Below are 22,761 nucleotides of genomic sequence, written 5' to 3'. Positions count from 1 at the left end.
TATGCGATTAAATTACAAAAAAAATGTGATCCTAACCTAAGAATCACATTTAATAGTCTTACGGTGCTTTTGGCTTACGCTTTCACCTATTGGTTTATTAATATTTGTTTACTTCGAAACTGGTTAATCCCCCATTAAAGTTTATAAAGACTTTATTTATTGAAGTACTATAATTTGGAGTTTCGTAGGTATCGTCGTTAATTTTAGTGAAACCATCAAAATCTCTAGAGGATAGTCCTGTTTTTGTTTTAATCCGGCATCCTGAACCTTCCGGGATTTGAACTTTAACACTGGTTACCCCACTTTTAACATTAACGTCTGTGATTGGCAATAGGCTTCCGATTTTAACATCAAGCTCTGCAACTCCTCCATCAAAATTAAAGGTTCTTACTTTATAGTTGGAGAGGTCAAAATCTACCGATCCGGCACCCATGTTCACATACATGCTCCAAATTGGGCTAGTATTTAAATGAAAGTCTACGTCGTTACCATTGCCCATAGACCATCTGCCTTTTCTATGGTCTTTTGTTCTAAATGTTAACACATTAGTACTGTCTGAAGTGGTATTTGTTAATGAAAAATCTCCCCTTCTTTTTTTTACATCAGCTGCAAATAAGCTATCTGTTGCTCCCTTAATTGAAAAAGAAGTTACTTCTCCGAAGACATTGAGCACCGCTTTTTTATCTGCATCACCTACTACGAAGGGTGTTCCAAATTTAAGTTTGGTATAGCTTTCATCGCTGTCATTGTCATCATCGTCATCATCATCACTTCTATACGTATGACTAATGCCATTACCCCACCAATATTTTCTATCGGGTCTTTGTTGTCCTTTCACAAATAGAAAAGAAAGTGCGATGATCAAAATACCTAAGGAAATGATATTTCCGGCTTGCGAATTATTTCTACTAAACAGGATATTGATACCTAAAATAATGATAAGCACGGGAATAAAACTCCAGGCATTACTCCAATAAAAATCAATTACATCAAAATTATCTAACAATACCACTCCGCCTATAAACAAAAGCAGTATGCCCCATATTACTCTATCTAATTTCATCTTTTTAATAATTTAATGGCTCGGTGTAGTTGCATGAAACCACTGACCGCAATTTTATTCATCATGCTATTTGGTTTACTATAGATTTGGTGTTGTCGAATCCTTGTTTTCTTCTATAATTACCACCTCATCAACTGGGGCAGCAGCGGTTGGTTGTTGTGCTTCTGCGGTGGTTTTTTTAAATTTTTCCCACTCAGATTTGCGTTGATTTCTAAAAATCAGGCTTATTCCGACAGCTACCAGAGCCAACGGCCATAATTTGTAGATATTCCAGATACTAAACCAATGTGGAATAACGCCAAATGTATATTTCAACAATAAATATAGGCCGAAGATCAAGAGAATTAATCCACCGATCGTTCTACTGGTATCATTTGTTTTAACTAGAGGCTTAAAATTGGTGGGATCTGCACTTTTAAAATCAGGGCCAACATTCTCAGTATTCCATTTAGTCTGATCGCCACTGTTTGAGGGGTTACTAAATGCATTTGGGGAATTAAACATGGCTGCATTTTGTTGATTTTTCTGATAAAAATCATTGAACTTTTTTAAACGTGCAGCCGGATCATTATTTACTGGGGCTACTATCCATATAATGATATAGATTACCAAACCCGTTCCGGCTAAAAAAATAGTGCTCAATACAAACAGTACTTTCATCATCGTAACGTCTATCTGCATATAATCAGCTAATCCCGAGCAAACACCTGCAATAACTTTATCGTGTTCGTTTCTATACAATCTCTTTTCCATAACAATATCTCCTTCTATTTCCTTTTAAAAATTTAAAGGCGTCAAGATCATTTCATCAACGTTTACCCCACTGCTCAAAGTTAAAATGGAGTATAAAGAATTGGCGATATCTTCGGGCTGTACAAACTTATCTGGACTAATCTGGGTACCTGACCAAGAAGCTGTTAGTGTTGAGCCTGGCAAAATTGCCGTTACCTTAACGTTGTATTCAGAAAGTTCCTTCCGCAATACATGATTAAGACTTAACATGGCTGTTTTTGTTACAGAATAGCTACCCGCATTATCTACAACCTGTGTACTAGCTACAGAGCAGATGTTAAAAATATGTCCGCTGCGTTGGTTACGCATAATTTTGCCGAAATATTTGGATAAATAATAAACAGAATTCACATTAACCATCCCTTGCTGCTCGAAATTTCTATCATCCTCATCGAGTAAACTCCCTGGCATAAATATTCCGGCATTATTGATCAATACATCAACGGTCTTAAACACACCGTTAACTTGCTCACAAAAAGAATAGGTTTCATCCTTGCTTCCCATATCCGCCTTGATGGCAATTATAGTGGTTTTATATTGGGCCAACTCAGCTTTAAAATCCGACAGATCTGCGTCGTTTCTGGCACAGATAGCGAGGTTGTATCCTTTAGAAGCTAGTTTAATTGCAATCGCTTTTCCGATTCCTTTTGTGGCACCTGTAATTATTGCGTTCATCATGTTCAATGTTATTTTATACAAAAAAGGATATTAATATTCGAAATCGATAATATTTTTGCTAATTACACAAAGCCAGAACATTTTTTGTTGTTTCTTTGTATAATATTGTAATATACTCTAGTAAATCTCAGTTAAATGAACTTTACCAATTTTGGCAAGTACATCCTGCTATTAAAAGCAGCTTTCAGAAGACCCGAAAAAACAAAAATATATTTAAAGGCCATTTTCCTTCAAATGGATTTTATCGGTATAGGTTCTTTAGGACTTATAAGCATTATTTCATCTTTTATTGGGGCTGTTATGACTTTACAGATCGCCTTTCAGTTAACCAGTGATTTTATTCCCAAAACAATTATCGGACAAGTTAACCGGGATTCGAGTATTTTAGAGTTAAGTCCAACCATTAGTGCGATCGTATTGGCCGGAAAAATTGGATCTGCAATTTCATCAGAGATTGGCACCATGCGGGTAACAGAGCAGATAGACGCACTAGAGATTATGGGGATAAATGCACCGGGATACCTTATCCTGCCTAAAATTCTTGCAGGTATTACTATGGTTCCTGTACTTGTGATTTTCGCAATGATCCTAAGCATTACAGGTGGTTATTTAGGAGGAACGTTATCAGGAGCTGTTACTGCCGCTGAATATATCCAAGGAATTACCACAGATTTTAATGCGTATACCCTTACGGTGATGTTGGTTAAAGCATTCGTGTTTGGTTTCATCATCACGTCAGTGCCTGCATACGAAGGTTTTTATGTAAAAGGAGGTGCTGTTGAGGTTGCACAGGCAAGTACAAGGGCAGTTGTGGTAAGTTGTATAAGTATTTTAGCGTGTGATTATATTGTAACCCAATTATTATTATGATCGAGATAAAGGATATCCATAAATCATTTGGCGAAAATGAAGTGCTACAGGGCATTTCAGGGAAATTTGAGGAAGGAGTTACCAATCTGATCATTGGGGGCTCTGGTTCAGGAAAAACCACATTATTGAAATGTATGATCGGACTGCACCAACCAGACAAAGGAACGGTGTACTATGATGGCAGAGAGTTTACCCAATTAAATTTCGAAGAACGAATAGAAATAAGAAAAGAAATTGGCATGCTGTTTCAAGGATCTGCATTGTTTGATTCGATGACAGTTGAAGAAAACATCATGTTCCCATTAAACATGTTTACCGATCAGGATCGTGCCGAAAAATTAGAGCGGGTTAACTTTTGTTTAGAGCGAGTTAACTTAGAGGGAAAAAACAAACTTTTTCCAGCGGAGCTTTCAGGAGGAATGAAAAAACGTGTTGGAATTGCCAGGGCGATAGCAATGAACCCAAAATATCTCTTTTGCGATGAGCCCAACTCGGGTCTGGATCCAAAAACATCCATTGTAATTGACGAACTGATCAAAGAAATTACCGAAGAATACAACACAACTACCATTGTAGTAACCCATGACATGAATTCGGTAATGGGTATTGGAGATTACATTATCTTCTTGCACGAAGGAAAAAAATTCTGGGAAGGCTCTAACAAAGAAATCTCTAAAACAGACATTCAAGAATTAAACGATTTTGTTTTTGCAAGTCGTTTTATGAAAGCAGCCAAAGGCAAATTATAAATGTAAGATGTGAAAGGGAAGATGGAAGATGTACTTCAACCTTCCCACCCTCCCACCTTAAAACCTTCCAACCTTCCAATCAATATGATACACCTCCTTACCCCCACCCACTGGAAAGATTATGAACTTCTCGATTGTGGCGACTTCGAAAAATTAGAGCGGTTTGGTAATTTGGTACTTGCTCGTCCAGAACCTCAAGCGGTATGGAAAAAGGCATGGTCTCCCCAAGAGTGGAAGAAGAGAACGCACATTATTTTTAAAGGCCGATCGGCAACAACAGGAGAATGGTTAAAAACCGATAAAAGTATTCCAGATCGCTGGAATGTAAACTATAAAAATGAAGATATCAGCATCAATTTACGATTGGGTTTAACCTCTTTCAAGCATGTGGGGGTTTTTCCAGAACAGGCTGTAAATTGGGATTATATTTCTTCATCTATTAAAAAATTTAAGACCAGCACACCAAAGGTGCTCAATCTCTTTGCCTATACCGGTGCTGCATCTTTAGTAGCTAAGGCCGCAGGTGCGGATACCACACACGTTGATTCTATTAAACAAGTGGTAAACTGGGCCAACGAAAACCAGGAACTTTCCCAACTGAAAGATGTACGTTGGGTAGTTGAAGATGCATTGAAGTTTGTGAAAAGGGAATTGAAACGGGGTAAAAAATACAACGGTATCATTTTGGATCCTCCAGCTTTTGGACACGGGCCTAACGGCGAAAAATGGAAATTAGAAGATCATATCCAAGAAATGATGCAGGATGTAGTCCAATTATTAGATGAACAAGAGCATTTCCTGATTTTAAATACTTATTCTCTTGGGTTTTCTTCTGTAATCGTTGAGAACCTGATCAAAACCTCCTTCCCTCAGGTTCAAAATCTCGAAACCGGAGAGCTATATCTACAGGCCACTTCTGGGGTTAAATTGCCCCTTGGAGTTTTTGGAAAATTTGGGATTTGGAAAAAATAACACCTCAGGCACCTGAAGTCACTAATTTTAACATTCCTTCCCACAACAGGTAAACAAGACATCTTAGAACAGTTAAGTTTTGCCGAGGCTTTATACACCATACAATAGGCATCCAAAACGCCAAACGCCAAACGCTAATCGCTCCATTTGCAAGCAAAATGTTAATCTGTTGATAATTATTAATACTTTGGGATTTGAATTGATGTACTTTTGAAAAAATAGAATACTAACAGCTAAACTTATCTATGAAATTCCCAAAAATTGCCGGCGCATTGCTTATCGGCGTGGCCACCCTAACTACTTTTGCGTACTGCACATCAGATGCTAAAAAGAAATCAACAAAAACTGTTGCTGCCGATGGAACGGTGGTTGAACAAGAAGATACCGTTCGTACTCCTGTTGATACTGCAAAATACGATGCGCTGATGAAAAAATTGGCCAATGGCGATACTACAGGAAAATGGCCAGTAAAAAAACAGCCGTATCCATTAGCAGGAGCAATTTTACCGTTCAAAAGAATAGTAGTTTATTATGGCAATCTCCACTCTAAAAAGATGGGAGCTTTAGGCGAATATCCGCCAAAAGAAATGTGGTCGCGCTTAAATAAAGAGATAAAGCACTGGGAAAAAGTTGATCCGAGCACACCCGTACAGGCAGGTTTGCATTATATCGCTGCAGTAGCTAGTGGTACAGCCGGAAAAGACGGAAAATACATTAACCGAATGGGCAATAAACAAATTGATTCGGTATTAAAAATTGCTAAGATGCGTCCTAATACGATCGTATTTTTAGATCTTCAAGTAGCATTGAGTACCATTAAAGCGGAGTTACCACATATCGAAAAATATTTACAAATGCCAAATGTTCATTTAGGTATAGACCCCGAATTTTCGATGAAAGATGGTACACTTCCTGGAAAAAAAATCGGCACCTACGATGCTGCTGATGTAAATTATGTGACAGGATATTTGGCAGACATAGTTAAAAAATATAACCTGCCTCCAAAAGTTTTCGTTCTACATCGTTTTACGAAGAAAATGGTAACCAATTCGCAAAACATTAAGTTAAGACAAGAAGTACAAATCGTAATGCACATGGATGGATGGGGCGAACCAGACTTAAAGCTTGGGACGTACCGCCACTTTATCTTCGGCGAACCGGTTCAATTTACAGGCTTTAAATTGTTCTACAAAAACGACTTGAAAAAAGCTCCAAATCGTTTAATGACCCCAGAAGAACTGATGAAATTAAAACCAATTCCTAGCTATATACAATATCAGTAAGCGGAGAGCTCAGAGCGTTTGGCGATAATCGCAAAGCGATAAGCGGAAAAGCTAAAGACTAAAGCAAGAGCTGGATTCAGAACTGAATTAGCTTTAAGCTTTGGTCTTTTTGCTTTTTATGGAAAAAACTTCGTTTTAACATCTAACTTTAAATGCTTTTTTTATATTTAAAAAATTGTTAATCTCCTATGAGAAACCTTTGCAAATTACTTTTCCTCTTCCTTGTTCCAATTAACTTATTTGCACAAAAAATTACTGTTGAAAGTAGTTTGGACAACGCATTTGAACTAGCAGCTAAGCAACACAAAAACGTGCTTGTTTGTATTGAATCTCCCAGTTCTGTTGTCGCAAATGTGGGTGGTTTAGCTGATCCCGAAGTTATTGCTCTGATCAATAAGAATTTCGTGGTTTTCAAAACCTCCCTTATCGAAAGCGATGCAAGAACTTTAATCAGAAGATATCCAAGTATAGACAAGTATCCCGCGTTTGTATTTCTACACCCGGATAAAGAACTGTTCTTCTACGATTTTGGAAGCTCTTCAATTAAGAACAAGTACTTAAAGATGATTAATGATGCTTTAATGGCATCCACTCAAAAAACATTAAAAGATTATGAGAGCGAATACTTAGCCAATAAAAATGATATCAAAAAATTAACTGCCTTTATTGATGCGCGAAAAAAGCAGGGCATAACCACTAACGCTGATCTTATAGAGCAGTATGTAAATTTGCTCACCATTGCGGATTTTAACAAATACGAAACTGTACTTTATATTTTAGAGGCTGGGCCCTACCTGGATGGTAACGCTTATAAGTTTAGCAGAACCAACTATAAGTTAATAGATAGCATCTACAAAAAGGAGCCTTTAGCCAAACGTGTTGTTATTAACAACGCGATGATGAGTAATACCATGGCAATGGCCATAAAAACAAAAAATATAAGCAAAGCAAATTCAGTAGCAAGCTTTGCAAGTACAAGTTGGGGAAAAGATTACACCAAAGGAACCAAAGCGTATGCCAGCGAAATGTTAAGGTTTTATAAGGCCATAAAAGATACCGCCCAATATTTCAGAAATGCTATTCATTATTATGATAGCTATTACATGACGATCAGCGCCGATTCTATCAAGAAACTTGAAGCCCAAAACAGAGTTGAAATGACTGAACGGATGAAATCGCAAATGCCTACTCGCCCGCAAACGCTTAGCAAAGAAAAAATAGATAGCTTGGTTAAAATTGGCAAGCTAACTAGAAGCGTTGAAAGCGTTGCCATAACAACGGGCGTAGCCTTAAGTTATGCAAATGAACTGAATAACGCCGCATCAAGCTTTTATGAGACTGGCACAAAAAACCTCAACCATTTATCTAAGGCATTAATTTGGAGCAAACGCGCGATAGACCTCAAGCCGGTATGGGCCTATTATGATACGTTAGCACACGTTTATTATGCCATGGGAATTTACAATGAAGCTTTGTCTACCCAAAAGATAGCCTTAGAAATGGCGGCTAAATCAAATCAGCCCAACGCTGTTGTGAAACTCCAAAAAGACTATGAGAAGATGAAAGATAGGACATTGTAGAATAACAGATTCTCGAGTTTCTAAATCATATTAGCCACATATTTAAGAGGGTTAATCGTCTTTTAATCTGTGGCTATAAATTAAATGCAGAAGTTGAATAGTGGTCCTGCAATTATATGATTTATCAAAACAACAAGGATTGCCCTTTATCATCTATCTTAATATCATCAGGGTTAGTTATTTCTAGGTCAATTTTTTGGATGGGTTTAGCCTCCTCAGCCTTTGGCTCAATGGCCCCCTCCTTTTTTGGTTTTCCTTTGGTGCCTGACTTTAATTCACCGCTTTCCGCTTTGCGCTTTTCGCTTTCAGCTTTAATAGCAGGCTCAGATTTAAAAGCAGGCTTCTTTTTTGGGGCTTCATCTAGTTCCGTATCTTCCTTTATTTCTGGTAATTCCGGAAGCTCAACTGCTTCAACGGCTTCAGGAACAACTTCCTCTATGGTCATTTCTTCAACAAAGTTATCTTCAGCAACATCGTTTTCACCTGCATCATCCATGCTTTGGGCACCTTTTTCTTCGGAAGTAGCTATTTTTTCATCGGGTGGTTCAATCGAGGTAGGTTCAGGTTTAGGTTTTTCTATTAACACTGTTCCGATCTCCGACTCGGCATTAACCAAACTTACATTTTTAACTTCATGCTGAGATAAGCGATTACCATTGGCCTTTAATCCTTTCACATCAATCAATCCCGCCAAGTCTACCACTAAGGTCTCCGGAGTTTTGGATTTTCCTTTTTCTACATCGATCTTAACTTGTGCATCAGCTTTGCCCGTAATCAATATTAATTTTGAGCCTGCTTCCTCGCTAATTATACTTACTTCTTTTCCGGCAGGTTGAAGTTCAAATACAAATCGTTTTACGAAATAATTTTTCGCCTTATTATCGAAATGTACCAATCCGTACACATGGTCTGGATCAAATTTTTGCATCAGCACGATTCCTGGATCGAAGTGGTTGCTTAAATCGAAGGAAGTTAGTTCATACCAACCAGCGGCATTTACCTGTAAGATTTTATCATCACCATCAAATTCTCCCAGGTATTTTCCTCTTCCGTCCACATTTAAGCGTTTCAACAATTCGTCATACCAAATCTTTAATCCCGACAGGGTAGAAACGCCCTTGCTCTTGAACACTACTTTTTTAATTGGATATTTGGATACGATATTACCCATCGAGCCACGTCCTTTAATGGCTATCTCGGCAAAATCCAGATCAAATTGTAATTTCTTTAATTTCGAATGTGGTTTAAGCTGTATGGTAATAACTTCTGCTTCCCCATTGGGATTTGCACTAAAATATAAAATTTTTGAGCCCTTGGTTCCTTTGGTAAGATCATATTCCTTATCACGGGTAACACCCAAAACAGAGAAGCGTTTAATGTACGTGGTGCCATTTGTGCCATCACGGTAGATAAGATTATACACTGTCCGGTCATCGTTCTTTTTAAACACTCGTGCATGAATAATGCCTTTACCTACAAATGTCTTCTCGGCCACTTTACTTACAATACATTTCCCGTCTTCCCTAAACACGATAATTTCGTCTATATCTGAACAATCGGCTACAAATTCATCCTTACGTAATCCTGTACCGATGAAACCATCCTCACGATTCATATACAATTTTACATTGGCAAGGGCTACCTTACTTGCTTCTACTTTATCAAATAAACGTATTTCCGTTTTACGTTCTCGGCCTTTGCCATATTTATCTTTTAATTTTTGATACCAAGCAATTGCATAGTCGGTTAAATGACGCAAGTTCCCTTTAACCACTTTTATCTCATCCTCTAAGGCTTTCATTTGCTCATCGGCCTTTTTCACATCGAAACGGGTGATGCTACTCATTGGTTTATCGATCAGCTTTTTAAAATCTTCGGGTAGGATTTCACGGTAAAGCGAGGGTTTAAATGGATCAAAAAGAATATTCAATACCGTAACCACCGCATCAAAATCACTTGCATTTTCATATTCAGGGTTTTTGTACATCCCCTCTTGTATAAAAATCCTTAACAAAGAGCTGAAGAAAATCTTCTCCTGCAGTTCGTGCAAGCGGATTTCGAGTTCGCGTTTAAGCAAAAACTTGGTATGTGCTGTATTTTGGGATAAGATATCATTTACCGTTAGAAACTGAGGCTTATCATCTTTAATTATACAGGTATTTGGCGAAATGGAAACTTCGCAGGCGGTAAAGGCATATAGTGCATCAATAGTTACATCAGGAGAAATGCCGGGCGCCAACTGGATTACAATTTCTACATTGGCGGCGGTATTATCTTCGATCTTTTTAATCTTGATTTTACCTTTATCATTGGCAGCTAAAATGCTATCTATAACAGAACCTGTAGTTGTGCTGTACGGAACTTCGGTGATTACCAATGTTTTTTTATCTTTTTCGGTAATTTTTGCCCGAACTCTAATCCTACCACCACGCATCCCTTCGTTGTAGTTAGAAAAATCGGCCATGCCTCCTGTAAAAAAGTCGGGCAGGATATTACTCCTATTGCCTTGCAAAATTCCGATTGATGCATCCAACAGCTCAATGAAATTATGGGGCATTACCTTTGTAGCCAAACCAACCGCAATTCCTTCGGCCCCTTGGGCCAATAACAATGGAAATTTAACAGGAAGTGTAATGGGCTCGCTATTTCTCCCGTCGTAACTTAATTGCCATATGGTGGTATCCGCATTAAAAACAACGTCGTTAGCAAATTTAGAAAGCCGGGCTTCAATGTACCGGGGAGCAGCTGCGCTATCACCGGTAATGGGATCGCCCCAGTTTCCCTGGCAATCGATCAGAAGGTCTTTCTGACCAATCTGAACCATCGCATCGCCAATGGAAGCATCACCATGTGGATGATATTTCATAGTATTGCCAATTACGTTGGCTGCCTTGTTGAAACGCCCGTCGTCCATTTCCTTAAGCGAGTGCATAATTCTGCGCTGTACAGGTTTTAACCCATCATGGATATGCGGAACCGCTCTATCTAGAATTACATAAGATGCATAATCGAGAAACCAATTTTCATATAGCCCATTAATTGGAGTAACTGTATGTTTATTTTCTGTATCGCTAGAAAGGTTATCTTCGTTTAAGTTGTCTAATTCTTCACTCATTTCGCTATTAAGGTATTGGGATGCGTAAATATAAGGGATGCGATTAAAATTTTAGAGAGAAGTTTTTAACAAAAAACGGTTAACTGTTGAAGGGGTTAACTGGTTAATTGCAGTTTATGTCACAGTTCAAATTGTCGACTCCGCTCAGACTGACAAGTAGAGGTTTACTTAGGTTTCTAAGCACCCTTAGGTGGTGAATATTAACCGCAAAGGCCGCAAAGAACGCAAAGCTGCAAAGCAACATGAATGGTTCAACCAGTCTTATATTTCCTTATATGTCTTATATGGTTTAACTCTTAGCTGTTCTAAGGTGTCTTAGGTGGTGAGAAAATTAATGATGTTTAGGAAAATCGTTATTTGAATCCAGTCCCAAAAACGCTTTTCGCCAAACGCTCTACCCCTGCAGCCTATCCTCTACAAACCCGAAAGGAAGCAAACAACTAACCCCTTTAACCTTTAGGATTTTTCCATCGATGCAATAGAACAGGATCTCTATTGGTGAATTCTGTTTTTTCTCATATTCAGACATGGTTTGTAAACAGGCACCGCATGAAGTAACTGGATTTTCGATCTTAAAATTCTCTGTCTGAGCAGTAATAGCCATTGCTTTAATGGTTATATTGGGATAGTTTGAACCTACATTAAATAAGGCTACACGTTCTGCACAAAGTCCGGATGGATAAGCAACATTTTCTTGATTACTTCCGAGAACTATTTGCTCATCAGCTAATAAAATAGCTGTACCTACTTTAAATTTAGAATATGGCGAGTGTGATGTAGCGAGAGCTTCTTTTGCTTTTAAACATAACATCTGATCAGTTGCGGATAATTCATTTAACCCATTATAGGTCTCGTAACTGATATTAAAATTTTGCGTGTTCATAAACTAAACTTACAGATTATTTGTGGATTTATTAACGCAATGTTGATGCCATTAGTTTTTTTAAACTTTAGAGAACTTTTTTACTCTCAGGTTGTTTACAAAGTATCGTGTACAATACATGATTATTCATCGGTTACATCTCAATTTATTCATTTGAACAAGTATCTACGTAAAGGATTAAAGATTTTTTTATGGGTTATTGCCAGCATCATTCTATTGGTAGTGCTCATTGCGCTTTCATTAAATATTCCAGCGGTCCAGAATTTTGTAAAAGATCGGGCCATTACCTACCTTAAAAATAAAACCAAAACCGAGGTACGCTTAGAAAGCATTAAAATTGCTTTTCCCAAAGATGTAGTGCTCAATAAATTTTATATTGAAGATCGTAAAGGGGATACCTTATTGTATGCTGAGAAATTACAGGTTGACATTAGCTTATTTAAGCTTTTAAAAAACACAGTTGAAATCAATAATATCGACCTCAAAAATATAAGAGCAAATGTGAAGAGGGTAAATCCGGATACGAGTTTCAATTTCTCGTTCCTGGTTGATGCATTTATGTCTGAGCAGAAAAAGCCAGAGGATAAAGTTGACAAAGACAGTACCTCAACGCTCAAGTTTTCGGTTGATAAGGTACTATTTACAGATATTGGTATCACCTATCGGGATGATGTAGCAGGAAATGATGTAAAACTGCACTTGGGCGAATTTAGCAGTAAGATCAAAGATTTCGATCTAGTAAATCAGCATTATGTAATCAAAACTTTAAGTTTAAAGAACACGAATCTAGATTATCTGCAACAAAAACCATTAACGCAGTTTGTACAACACCTAAAAAATAGTGTAGATAGCAGTAAAAAATCTACAGGCAAACTGCCATTAATTGAAGTACAGGATTTTGCATTCAACAATGTTAAAATAAATTATGACGATCAGTTAACAACCACAAAAGCAATTGCCACGCTTAACAACTTAGGTTTGGTTAATCTAAAGGTTAATTTAACCGATGGGAAATATGAGGCAGATGATGCTAACCTTAACAATTCGAATATCCTGTTTGCCTTTAAGCCGGCTCCTTCCAATAACCTCAAGAAGATCAAAGATACCGTGCTGCCAGAACCTGCTAAATTTGCTTTATCGTTAAAAAATATTAATCTAAAAAATAATAGCCTACAGTTTGATAATCTCAGCACCAAACCTGTAAAGGGGCTAGATTTTAATCATTTAAATATTAAAGAACTTAATTTAGGAGCAGGAAATATAACTTTTAGTAATGGCGGGATTACAGCTAATGTGAAGAATGGATCGCTAAAAGATAAAAGTGGTTTTGTGCTAAATGAACTTAAAGGAGATGCTATCTATAATGACAAACAAATCAAATTAAGTAACCTCATATTAAAAACGCCTAACACTACTATTGAGAACGCAACGGAATTAACCTTTAATTCAATAGACGATTTAACAAAGCATCCTGAAAATGTAAGGATGAGTTTAAATTTGAAGAATACAACTATTGGTTTAAAGGATGCCGTATTTTTTAGTGATGCCATCCCGGCAAACTATCGGAGTGAGAAAATCAAGATCAATGCAAATGTGAACGGCTACCTTAATAATTTAACTATTAATCAACTCCAGATTAGTGGTTTAAAAAATACAAAGATCGACATAAGTGGAAAAGCGAAAGGTTTACCAGATATCAATAAAACCTATCTTGATTTAAACATTAAGAAATTTGCGTTAACGAAAAGTGATCTATTGGTAGTTATTCCTAAAAAATCATTGCCTCCCACTATCGAACTTCCCAATGCCATTAGTGCGAGAGGTACTTTTAAAGGATCTATATCGGATTTTAGCACCAACCTAAACATTCAAACTGATATGGGCAATGCCAGTATCGTAGCTACACTAAAAGGTCCAAAAGGAAAAGAAAATTATAAGGCAAATATCAGTTTAAACAACTTCAACATAGGCAGATTAATCAAACAACAGGCTAAATTGGGGCGTATTACAGTTAAGGCCGATGTTGTTGGAAGAGGCTTGGATCCCAAAAAAATCAATGCTCGATTTAATGCTAAAGTATTAAGCGCACAATACAATAAGTACAACTACCATAATCTAAGTGTATCCGGAACTTATGCCAATCAGCTTGTTAGCGTAAAAAGCAATATGCCAGATAGCAATGCCAACTTTAACCTAAATGCACAGATTAACTTAGCTGGAAAATATCCATCTGTAAAAGGAACAGTAGAGTTAAAACAGGTAGATCTTCAAAAATTAAACTTTAGTACAAGTGAATTTAAACTTGCAGGAAATATTAAAGCAAATATTACCACTGCCGATGTTGATTATTTAAATGGGAGCGTTTTTGCCACAGGACTACAAGTTGTTAAAGAAGGCCGAAGGTTTAATGTAGATACCGTTCAACTCACTGCTTCATCAACGGCCACAGCGAATAAACTTGACCTGAAATCAGAATTGTTAAGCATAAAATTAGACGGCAAATATCAGTTAAGTAAAATAGGGAACGCCGTAATTAACCAAATCAACAAATATTATCAATTTGGTGAAGTAACCTCCATTCCGGACCAGAGAATCAGGTTTGCGATTAATGTTTATAATCCTAAATTTTTGAAGGATTTTGTTCCGCAACTAACCACTTTCGTTCCTTCACGCATCAATGGATTAATTGATACGCAAAATGATAGCTTAATCCTAAATGCTACTTTCCCTAAATTAGTTTATGATGTTTACAATGTAGACAGCATCCGCATTGCGGTTAATAACGATGCTAGAAAGTTAAATTATAACCTAACTGTTAAAAGCATTGTGAGCCCATCAATTGCCTTATTTAACACCGAGGTTTCGGGCAGCGCTGCAAACAATCTATTGGATTTAAATATCTTTTTACGCGACAGGCAACGTAAGGATAAGTATGTGATCGGTGGGATTTTCAAGTCCATCAATAAAGATTTCAGGTTTAATCTAGATCCAAACAAACTAATGCTAGACTATCAAAAATGGTCGGTATCTCCAGAAAACTTCATCCAGTTTGGTAAGTCAGGCATTTTGGCAAATCAATTTAATTTAACCCAAGGTGGCCAATTGTTGGGCATCAACAGTACCAGCAGCACACCAAATTCGCCATTAAGAGTGGAGTTTAAAAATTTCCAGATCGAAACCATCACTCGTTTTGCAGAAACGGATACTACCTTAGTGGGCGGCACCATTAATGGCATGGTTGATGTTAAAGATCTAATTTCTAACCCAAAATTCGAAGCTAATCTGAACATCAGTAAGTTGCGTTATCAAAAAGATGAACTGGGTGACCTAAGCCTTTTGGTTAACAACAACACGGCCAATGCCTTTCAGGTAGACGCCAGGTTAAAAGGGGTACATCAATTAAGGGCGAGCGGCTATTATTACACCGCTCCAAACAGTGCCCTAGATCTGGTGGTTGACATTGATAAAATAGATCTTAGGGAAATTGAAAGCGTAAGTATGGGGCAGATTAGACAAGGGAAGGGAACAGTTACGGGAAAATTTACGGTTAAAGGCGAATTAACCTCCCCTAAAATACTTGGCGCAGTTAAATTTAACAATGCGGGCTTTAACGTAGCCTATATCAATTCGTATTTTACGATGCCGGATCAGCAAATCACATTTAACAATGAGGGCATCAGATTTGATGATTTTACATTGATCGATTCGCTGAATAAAAAAGCAGTTATAGACGGAATGATTTATACCAGCAACTTCAAAGACGTAAGGTTTAACCTAGACATAAAAACCGACAACTTTAGAGCATTAAATTCTACCGCAGCTGATAACGACATGATCTATGGCACGGTTTATCTAACCAGTACAATTAAAGTACGTGGAGATCTTAATCAGCCTGACGTAAACATGAACATCAAGATCAACAAAGGAACCAAATTCTTTTATGCGGTACCTATCTTTGATCCTTCAATAATTGATCAGGACGGGATTGTCCAATTTATTGACGCCGATGCACCACCTTTTAATGGTCAAAAAGCATTAAAGGTTGATAGTGTAAGTAAATCGCCGATTAAAGGAATAAACCTTGTTGCAGCAATATCAATTGATCCTGAAGCCGAATTAAATGTAGTGGTTGATCCGGCGAACGGTGATATGCTTTCGATAAAAGGTGACGCAGATTTGAATGCATCAATAGATCCAAGTGGGAAGATTAGTTTAACTGGTCGCTATACTGTTACAGACGGTTCTTACAATCTTTCGGTGGGTCCTTTTGCGAAGAAACAGTTTAAATTAGTGAAAGGAAGTACCATAGTTTGGACTGGAGAGCCCACTGCAGCAACGGTTAACTTAACGGCTTTATATGAAGTATTGGCTGCTCCTATCGATCTAATCAACGAGCCTGATAATTTTATGGCGAAAACAAAATTGCCGTTCCAGGTTTATCTTTACATGAAAGATGAGCTGTTAAAACCAACCATTTCTTTCAAAATTGATTTGCCAGAAAACCAACGCAACGCGCTACAGGGAACCGTTTACACCAAACTACAAAACGTAAATAGAGATCCCAATGAATTGAACAAACAAGTTTTTGCGTTATTAGCATTGAATAGATTTATAGCCAATAATCCTTTCCAAAGTCTAGCAGGTGGTGGTGGAGGTGTTTCTACCTTGGCCCGTTCAAGTGTAAGTAAACTATTAACAGAACAATTAAATAATTTAGCTTCAGATTTAATTCAAGGTGTTGATATTAACTTTGGAGTTAATTCATCTGAAGATTATTCGACTGGTTCCCTAGAACAGCGAACAGACCTAGAAGTAGGCCTTTCTAAAAAACTTTTGAATGATCGTTTAACCGTAACAGTGGGTAGTTCATTTGGTATTGAAGGTCCAAAAACACCTAATGCCAGCTCATCAAATATTGCAGGAAATATAAATATCGATTACCTTTTATCAGCCGATGGTAGGTATAGATTAAGATTTTACAGAAGGAATAATGAGGTGGTGCTTGATGGGCAAATCGTAGAAACGGGCCTTGGCTTTACATTAGTTGTTGATTACAACAAATTCAGGGAGATTTTGCAAAGCCGTAAGAAAAAAATAAGAAATCTAGAACAAAAACCAACAAATGAAAAGATTAATTAAACTCTCAGTATTTTTATTGGTTTGTATAGTTTTATCAGGTTGCAGTGCCACCAGAAGGCTTAAACCTGGACAATACTTATATACTGGTGCCGAAGTAATTATAAATCCCGATTCCTCAGCTAGGATAGACGACAAAAACCAGGTGAAAAAAACCTTGGAATCGAAAACAAGACCAAGGCCCAACAAATCGATTCTTGGTTTTAAGTACAAGCTTTTCCTCTATAATTTAGCACCCGATACCGTAAAACCGAAAGGATTGGGCAACTGGCTAAAAACAAAAATCGGAGAGCCTCCTGTGCTCATGAAAGATGTTAAAATTAAATACAACAACGATGTTTTAAAAAGTTATTTAATAAGCCAAGGGTATTTGCAAGCGGAGGTTACCGGAGATACCGTTCTAAAAAAGAAAAAAGGTAAAGCGATTTATACAGCTAATACAGGTATTAGATATAAGATTAACAGTATAACTTTTCCAAAAGATACCGGTACCCTTACTAATATCATTAATAAGAACAAAGATAAGACTTTATTAAAGGTGGGTGATTTCTATGATCTTGACACCTATAAAAATGAGCGGATAAGAATTGATAACGACCTGAAAGAAAGTGGGTATTTTTATTTCAGTCCAGATCTACTGATCTTACAGGTTGACAGCACCATTGGTAAAAATTTGGTTGACGTGCGGGTTAACATAAAAAATACTGCTCCGGATGCAGCCTTGAAGCCATATACCATAAAAAACATCAATATTTATCCAAACTATACGTTGAGGAGAGATAGCGTACTAAGAAATTTAAAGCCAATTGAATACAACGATTTCAGGATTTATGATAATCGGAATACCTTTAAACCTAAACTTTTTGATCGATTGGTGTTCTTCAAAAAAGGCGAAAATTACAATCGTAAAGACCACAATCAATCGCTTAATCGTTTGGTAAATGTTGGTGCGTTCCAAGATGTAAGAGCAGAGTTTTTACCTGTTGACAGTTTTAGGAACAACCAGTTAGATCTAAACATCTTCTTAACTCCCTTAAAGAAAAATTCACTAACGTTTTCGGTTACGGGAACAAATAAGTCTAATGGATATGTGGGTTCAGAAGTAAAAATTACCCAAACCACCAGAAACCTATTCCGCGGGGCCGAGCAGTTAGATGTAAGTTTAGGGGCGGGGACCGAAACACAGGTTAGCGGAAGAGGGCGTGTTAATTCTTATTCTTTCTCGGCCGAAGGAAAATTAACTTTTCCTCAGTTTATTGTGCCATTTTACAAACCAAAGGTAACTAATGCATTCATCCCTAAAACCGTTGCTTCACTGTCTGCGCAATTATTAGGCCGGGATACGGTTTATAGTTTAGTGTCATTTAAAGCAGAATTAGGGTACAATTGGAAGGAAAGTTCACGAAAAGAACATAATTTAAATCCCATTTCTGTTAATTTGGTACAACCAACTGAACGTGATTCGGCAGCATTGGCTGATTTGATTAAGAAAACCCCAGGGCTAGAAAACACGCTCGAAGAACAGTTTATTATAGGCAGCAATTATAATTTTACATATTCTAACCAACAAGAGGATCGCAGAAGAAACAACAGCTATTTCTTTGGCAGTTTAGAAACTGGTGGAAATGTCTGGGGGGCATTTGTGCCCAAAGATGGAGATGGGAAAAAAACGTTATTTGGAGTTCCTCTAACACAGTTTATAAGATTTGAAACTGATCTAAGAAATTATCACAAAATAAATACGAATGGACTTGTTTTTGCAAATCGATTAAATATTGGTTATGGTTATGCCTATGGAAACAGCACTTCCTTACCTTTTATACGTCAGTTTTTTGCTGGCGGAAGTAATGATATCCGTGCTTTTAGGGCAAGGTCTTTGGGCCCGGGCACCTACCAGGTTGATCAGACCCAAACTTATGCCGATCAAGGTGGGGATATAAAATTGATGATAAACTCAGAACTAAGGTTTAAAATTGCTGGTCCACTTAATGGGGCACTATTTGTTGACGCAGGAAACATTTGGTTAAGAAAGGAAGATCTTGGTGATCCTAATATCCCGAATAGTGCAAGACCTGGATCTGGTTTTAAATTAAGTAGAGCACTGAGCGAATTGGCAGTTGGTACGGGTGCCGGACTTAGGATTGATGCACAGATTTTTGTGATCAGATTGGACGGAGCATTCCCGCTCAGAAAACCGTACCTTCCCAAAGGTGAACGTTGGGTTTTAAAAGACGTAGATTTCGGCAGTAAAACCTGGCGAAGAGAAAATTTTATTTTAAACATTGGCATCGGATATCCGTTTTAAATACATGATTAATCCTATCAAAAAAGCAAAGAATTTTGTAGTTGGCATTTATCACCTGTTTATAGCAGCGGGAAAAGGATTTATGGAAGACCGCGTGATGAAATTAAGCGCAGCGCTGGCCTACTACACCATATTTTCGCTCACTCCTTTAATCATCATCATCATTTCGGCCGCTAGCCTCGTTTTGGGAGATAATATGGATCCCAACACGAAACTGTTTGGCGAAATCAGTAAAATGGTTGGTGTAGATACGGCAAACGAATTAAGAAACTTCGTAAGCAACGCCAACCTATCGGGGAAAAGCACATTCGGTTTAATTATTGGAGTAATTACTTTGATAATTGGTTCAACTGCTATTTTTATAGAAATACAGGATAGCATCAATTTAATATGGAAAGTACGGGCTGTTCCTAAAAAGGGATGGAAGAAACTGATTACCAATAGACTACTTTCCTTTTCTCTGATCGCATCCTTAGGATTTCTGCTCTTAGTATCCCTGGTTATTAATAGTATAGTGGTTGGCGTCGGCAATAAACTAGAAGTTTATGCTGGGAAAATAGGAATTTCGGCCATATCCGACGTGGTGATGCTGGTTATTACCAATGCATTAACCTTGGCCGTAGTAACCACTATCTTTGCCATTATCTTTAAAGTGCTGCCAGATGTAGAAATAAAATGGAAACCAGCCTTAATGGGAGCGCTATTTACTGCCATCTTATTTAGTTTAGGTAAATACTTGATCGGGATATATATCGAAAAAGGTAATCCTGGTTCTGCATTTGGAGCAGCTAGTTCTATTATTGTGATCTTGGTATGGATTTACTATACGTCAATTATCCTCTATTTTGGCGCTGAGTTTACCCAGGCTTATGCCGAGAAATACGGCGTTGCCATAGCGCCTTCCAAATATGCGGTACACCTGAAAACTATCATTGTAGAAAAAAAGGTGGATGTGCTTCCCCCTCAACATCCAGAAGATACCGTTGATTGCCCTGAGGGTTAAGACACTTTGCGGTTGATTACACCGTCCCGATAGCTATGGGGATTAGGGATTACACCGATAGGAGATTATCTCGTCCTTCGACAGGCTCAGGATGACAGCTATGAGGTAGCCAAACAGATTTGTCAGGCTGACATGAAAAAAAGCCCAATAATTATTTAGCCACAGATTTTTAAAATGATTAATCCTCTTAATCAGTGGCTATCAATTTTATAAGCAAGTTAGGCAACTCCCAACCCAAACTAACTACGCACTCTCTAGCTCCACTTCTGTATTCGCTTCATTTCGTTCCCTTTCTTCTTCTTTAATCTCATCTTTTTCTATTCTCAGGTTCTTAATGATGTGCTGTTGTCGTTCAGGTGTATTTTTGCCCATGTAATATTCTAGCAGACTTTTAATGGTTTGCTCTTTTAAAATCACCGGATCCAATCTGATATCCTTGCCTATAAACAAACCAAATTCATCTGGAGAGATCTCTCCCAAGCCTTTAAAACGAGTAATCTCTGGACGTCCTCCTAATTTTTCAATAGCATCCCTTCTTTCTTCTTCACTATAGCAATAAAAAGTTTCTTTCTTATTCCGTACTCTAAAAAGTGGCGTTTGGAGGATATAAACATGCCCTGCCTTAACCAAATCAGGAAAAAACTGCAAAAAGAAAGTCATCATTAACAAACGTATGTGCATACCATCCACATCAGCGTCTGTTGCAATTACAATATTGTTATAATGCAAACCCTCTAATCCATCTTCAATATTTAAAGCATGCTGTAGTAAATTAAATTCCTCGTTTTCGTAAACCACCTTTTTGGTAAGTTCATAGCAGTTTAAGGGTTTTCCTTTCAAACTAAATACGGCCTGGCAATCCACATCTCGTGATTTGGTGATCGAACCAGAAGCCGAATCACCTTCGGTAATAAACAGGGTTGTTTCGTAGCGCTTATCGTGGGTAGTGTTAAAATGGACTTTACAATCTCTTAATTTTTTGTTGTGTAACGATGCCTTTTTTGCTCTATCATTAGCTAACTTCTTAATGCCGGCAATATCTTTTCGCTCTCGTTCAGATTGAAGTATTCTTTTTAACAGCGCATCAGCCACATCGGAGTGCTTATGCAGATAATCATCAAATTCTTTCTTTACAAAATCGTTGATAAACGTACGCACGGATGGTCCTTCTGGGCCCATATTCTGCGAACCTAATTTAGTTTTCGTTTGCGATTCGAACACCGGTTCCTGTACTCTGATTGAGACCGCAGCAATAATTGATGCCCTAATATCGGAGGCATCGTATTCTTTTTTATAAAATTCCCGAATGGTTTTCACCACTGCTTCTCTAAATGCCGCTTGGTGGGTTCCCCCTTGTGTGGTATGCTGACCGTTGACAAAAGAATGGTAATCTTCACCGTATTGTTGACCATGGGTCATGGCAATTTCAATATCATGACCTTTTAAATGAATAATCGGGTAGCGAATATTACCTACATCGGCAACTTTGTTCAACAGATCGTACAATCCACGTTCTGAGAAATATTTTTCGTTATTAAAATTGATTGTTAACCCTGTATTTAAAAACACATAGTTCCAGATCATGCTTTCTACAAAATCAGGAATGTAGTGGTAATTTCTAAAGATGCTATCGTCTGGAAAAAAAGTAATCGCTGTTCCGTTTCTCTGCGTAGTTTCAATTTCTGGGTGGTCCATTACGATCTCACCTTTGCTAAATTCTACTTTTTTAGTTTTGCCATCGCGATAAGACTGAACGATAAAGCTGGCTGACAATGCATTAACGGCTTTGGTACCTACGCCGTTTAGCCCTACCGATTTCTGGAAAGCATTACTATCGTATTTGCCGCCAGTATTGATCTTAGAAACACAATCGATTACCTTACCAAGGGGGATGCCCCTCCCATAATCCCTTATATTAACCTTATGATCAGACAACGTGATATCTATCGTTTTCCCAGATCCCATTACAAATTCATCAATAGAATTATCTACAATCTCTTTTAACAATACGTAAATTCCATCATCCTGTGCAGAACCATCACCCAATTTTCCGATATACATACCGGGACGTAAGCGGATGTGTTCTTTCCAGTCGAGGGATCGGATACTATCGTCGTTATAGATTGGTTCTGCCATAATTGTATGCTTTTTAATTGCCGAAATAAGGATAAACCAATTGGTTTTATCTTAGCATTACAAATTTAATTTAATCTCTGGGCAAATCAATCACAAAGTTTCCACAATTGAACAATGGCGGGCAGCGTTAGGCGTTTGGCGTTGAGCGTATGGCGAACGATTAATCTATGGACTTCTGGACTTTTCGGTTTCTGGA

At 37.7% G+C, this 22,761-nt stretch carries 14 protein-coding genes; 8 read left to right on the top strand and 6 right to left on the bottom strand.

Features of this window, described 5'->3' with window-relative positions; all coding sequences use genetic code 11:
- Positions 1–97: 97 nt before the first annotated feature.
- The 3 genes from AC6H0V_RS00960 to AC6H0V_RS00950 form a co-directional block, all read right to left on the bottom strand.
- Positions 98–1,063: a toast rack family protein gene (locus AC6H0V_RS00960; protein WP_497561834.1), complete on the bottom strand. Its 966-nt coding sequence runs from the start codon at positions 1,061–1,063 to the stop codon at positions 98–100.
- Positions 1,064–1,141: 78 nt separating this feature from the next.
- Positions 1,142–1,816 (bottom strand): PspC domain-containing protein, encoded by a 675-nt coding sequence (locus tag AC6H0V_RS00955; RefSeq protein WP_497561833.1) that lies wholly within the window; start codon positions 1,814–1,816, stop codon positions 1,142–1,144.
- A gap of 24 nt (positions 1,817–1,840) precedes the next feature.
- Positions 1,841–2,533 carry an SDR family oxidoreductase gene (locus AC6H0V_RS00950; RefSeq protein WP_497561832.1) on the bottom strand — a complete coding sequence of 231 codons (693 nt, stop codon included), beginning with the start codon at positions 2,531–2,533 and terminating at the stop codon, positions 1,841–1,843.
- A 135-nt stretch (positions 2,534–2,668) separates the two neighbouring features.
- Here AC6H0V_RS00950 and AC6H0V_RS00945 point away from each other — a divergent pair, with 135 nt between their 5' ends.
- From AC6H0V_RS00945 to AC6H0V_RS00925, 5 genes are all read left to right on the top strand, one after another.
- Positions 2,669–3,403 carry an MlaE family ABC transporter permease gene (locus tag AC6H0V_RS00945; protein ID WP_497561831.1) on the top strand — a complete coding sequence of 245 codons (735 nt, stop codon included), beginning with the start codon at positions 2,669–2,671 and terminating at the stop codon, positions 3,401–3,403.
- Entirely contained in the window at positions 3,400–4,152 is a 753-nt protein-coding gene (locus AC6H0V_RS00940; protein WP_497561830.1) for an ABC transporter ATP-binding protein, read from the top strand. The genes AC6H0V_RS00945 and AC6H0V_RS00940 overlap by 4 nt, the downstream gene beginning before the upstream one ends.
- A gap of 84 nt (positions 4,153–4,236) precedes the next feature.
- Complete coding sequence (locus AC6H0V_RS00935) at positions 4,237–5,124, top strand: class I SAM-dependent methyltransferase (protein WP_497561829.1); 888 nt, start codon at positions 4,237–4,239, stop codon at positions 5,122–5,124.
- A gap of 245 nt (positions 5,125–5,369) precedes the next feature.
- Complete coding sequence (locus tag AC6H0V_RS00930; RefSeq protein WP_497561828.1) at positions 5,370–6,407, top strand: hypothetical protein; 1,038 nt, start codon at positions 5,370–5,372, stop codon at positions 6,405–6,407.
- Positions 6,408–6,595: 188 nt separating this feature from the next.
- A complete protein-coding gene (locus tag AC6H0V_RS00925; protein ID WP_497561827.1) occupies positions 6,596–7,987 on the top strand; it encodes a hypothetical protein in 1,392 nt (463 codons plus the stop codon).
- 124 nt (positions 7,988–8,111) lie between these two features.
- Here the strand turns inward: AC6H0V_RS00925 and AC6H0V_RS00920 are convergent, their stop codons facing one another.
- Positions 8,112–11,102 carry a DNA gyrase/topoisomerase IV subunit A gene (locus AC6H0V_RS00920; RefSeq protein ID WP_497561826.1) on the bottom strand — a complete coding sequence of 997 codons (2,991 nt, stop codon included), beginning with the start codon at positions 11,100–11,102 and terminating at the stop codon, positions 8,112–8,114.
- A gap of 394 nt (positions 11,103–11,496) precedes the next feature.
- Positions 11,497–11,985 (bottom strand): cytidine deaminase, encoded by a 489-nt coding sequence (locus AC6H0V_RS00915; protein ID WP_497561825.1) that lies wholly within the window; start codon positions 11,983–11,985, stop codon positions 11,497–11,499.
- Between the two features lie 45 nt (positions 11,986–12,030).
- Between AC6H0V_RS00915 and AC6H0V_RS00910 the strand changes: the two genes are divergently transcribed.
- From AC6H0V_RS00910 to AC6H0V_RS00900, 3 genes are read left to right on the top strand one after another with little or no spacing between them, the layout of a single operon-like run.
- Complete coding sequence (locus AC6H0V_RS00910; protein WP_497561824.1) at positions 12,031–17,124, top strand: translocation/assembly module TamB domain-containing protein; 5,094 nt, start codon at positions 12,031–12,033, stop codon at positions 17,122–17,124.
- Complete coding sequence (gene tamL / locus AC6H0V_RS00905; RefSeq protein WP_497561823.1) at positions 17,108–19,426, top strand: translocation and assembly module lipoprotein TamL; 2,319 nt, start codon at positions 17,108–17,110, stop codon at positions 19,424–19,426. The genes AC6H0V_RS00910 and tamL overlap by 17 nt, the downstream gene beginning before the upstream one ends.
- Positions 19,427–19,430: 4 nt before the next feature.
- Positions 19,431–20,429, top strand: a complete 999-nt coding sequence (locus AC6H0V_RS00900; RefSeq protein ID WP_497561822.1) for a YihY/virulence factor BrkB family protein — start codon at positions 19,431–19,433, stop codon at positions 20,427–20,429.
- A gap of 243 nt (positions 20,430–20,672) precedes the next feature.
- Here the strand turns inward: AC6H0V_RS00900 and AC6H0V_RS00895 are convergent, their stop codons facing one another.
- Positions 20,673–22,565: a DNA topoisomerase IV subunit B gene (locus tag AC6H0V_RS00895; protein ID WP_497561821.1), complete on the bottom strand. Its 1,893-nt coding sequence runs from the start codon at positions 22,563–22,565 to the stop codon at positions 20,673–20,675.
- Between the last annotated feature and the right edge of the window lie 196 nt (positions 22,566–22,761).

The sequence above is a fragment of the Pedobacter sp. NO84 genome (assembly GCF_059703915.1).
The sequence above is the reverse complement of the archived record's forward strand: the minus strand, read 5'-3'. Positions and strand labels throughout refer to the sequence as shown.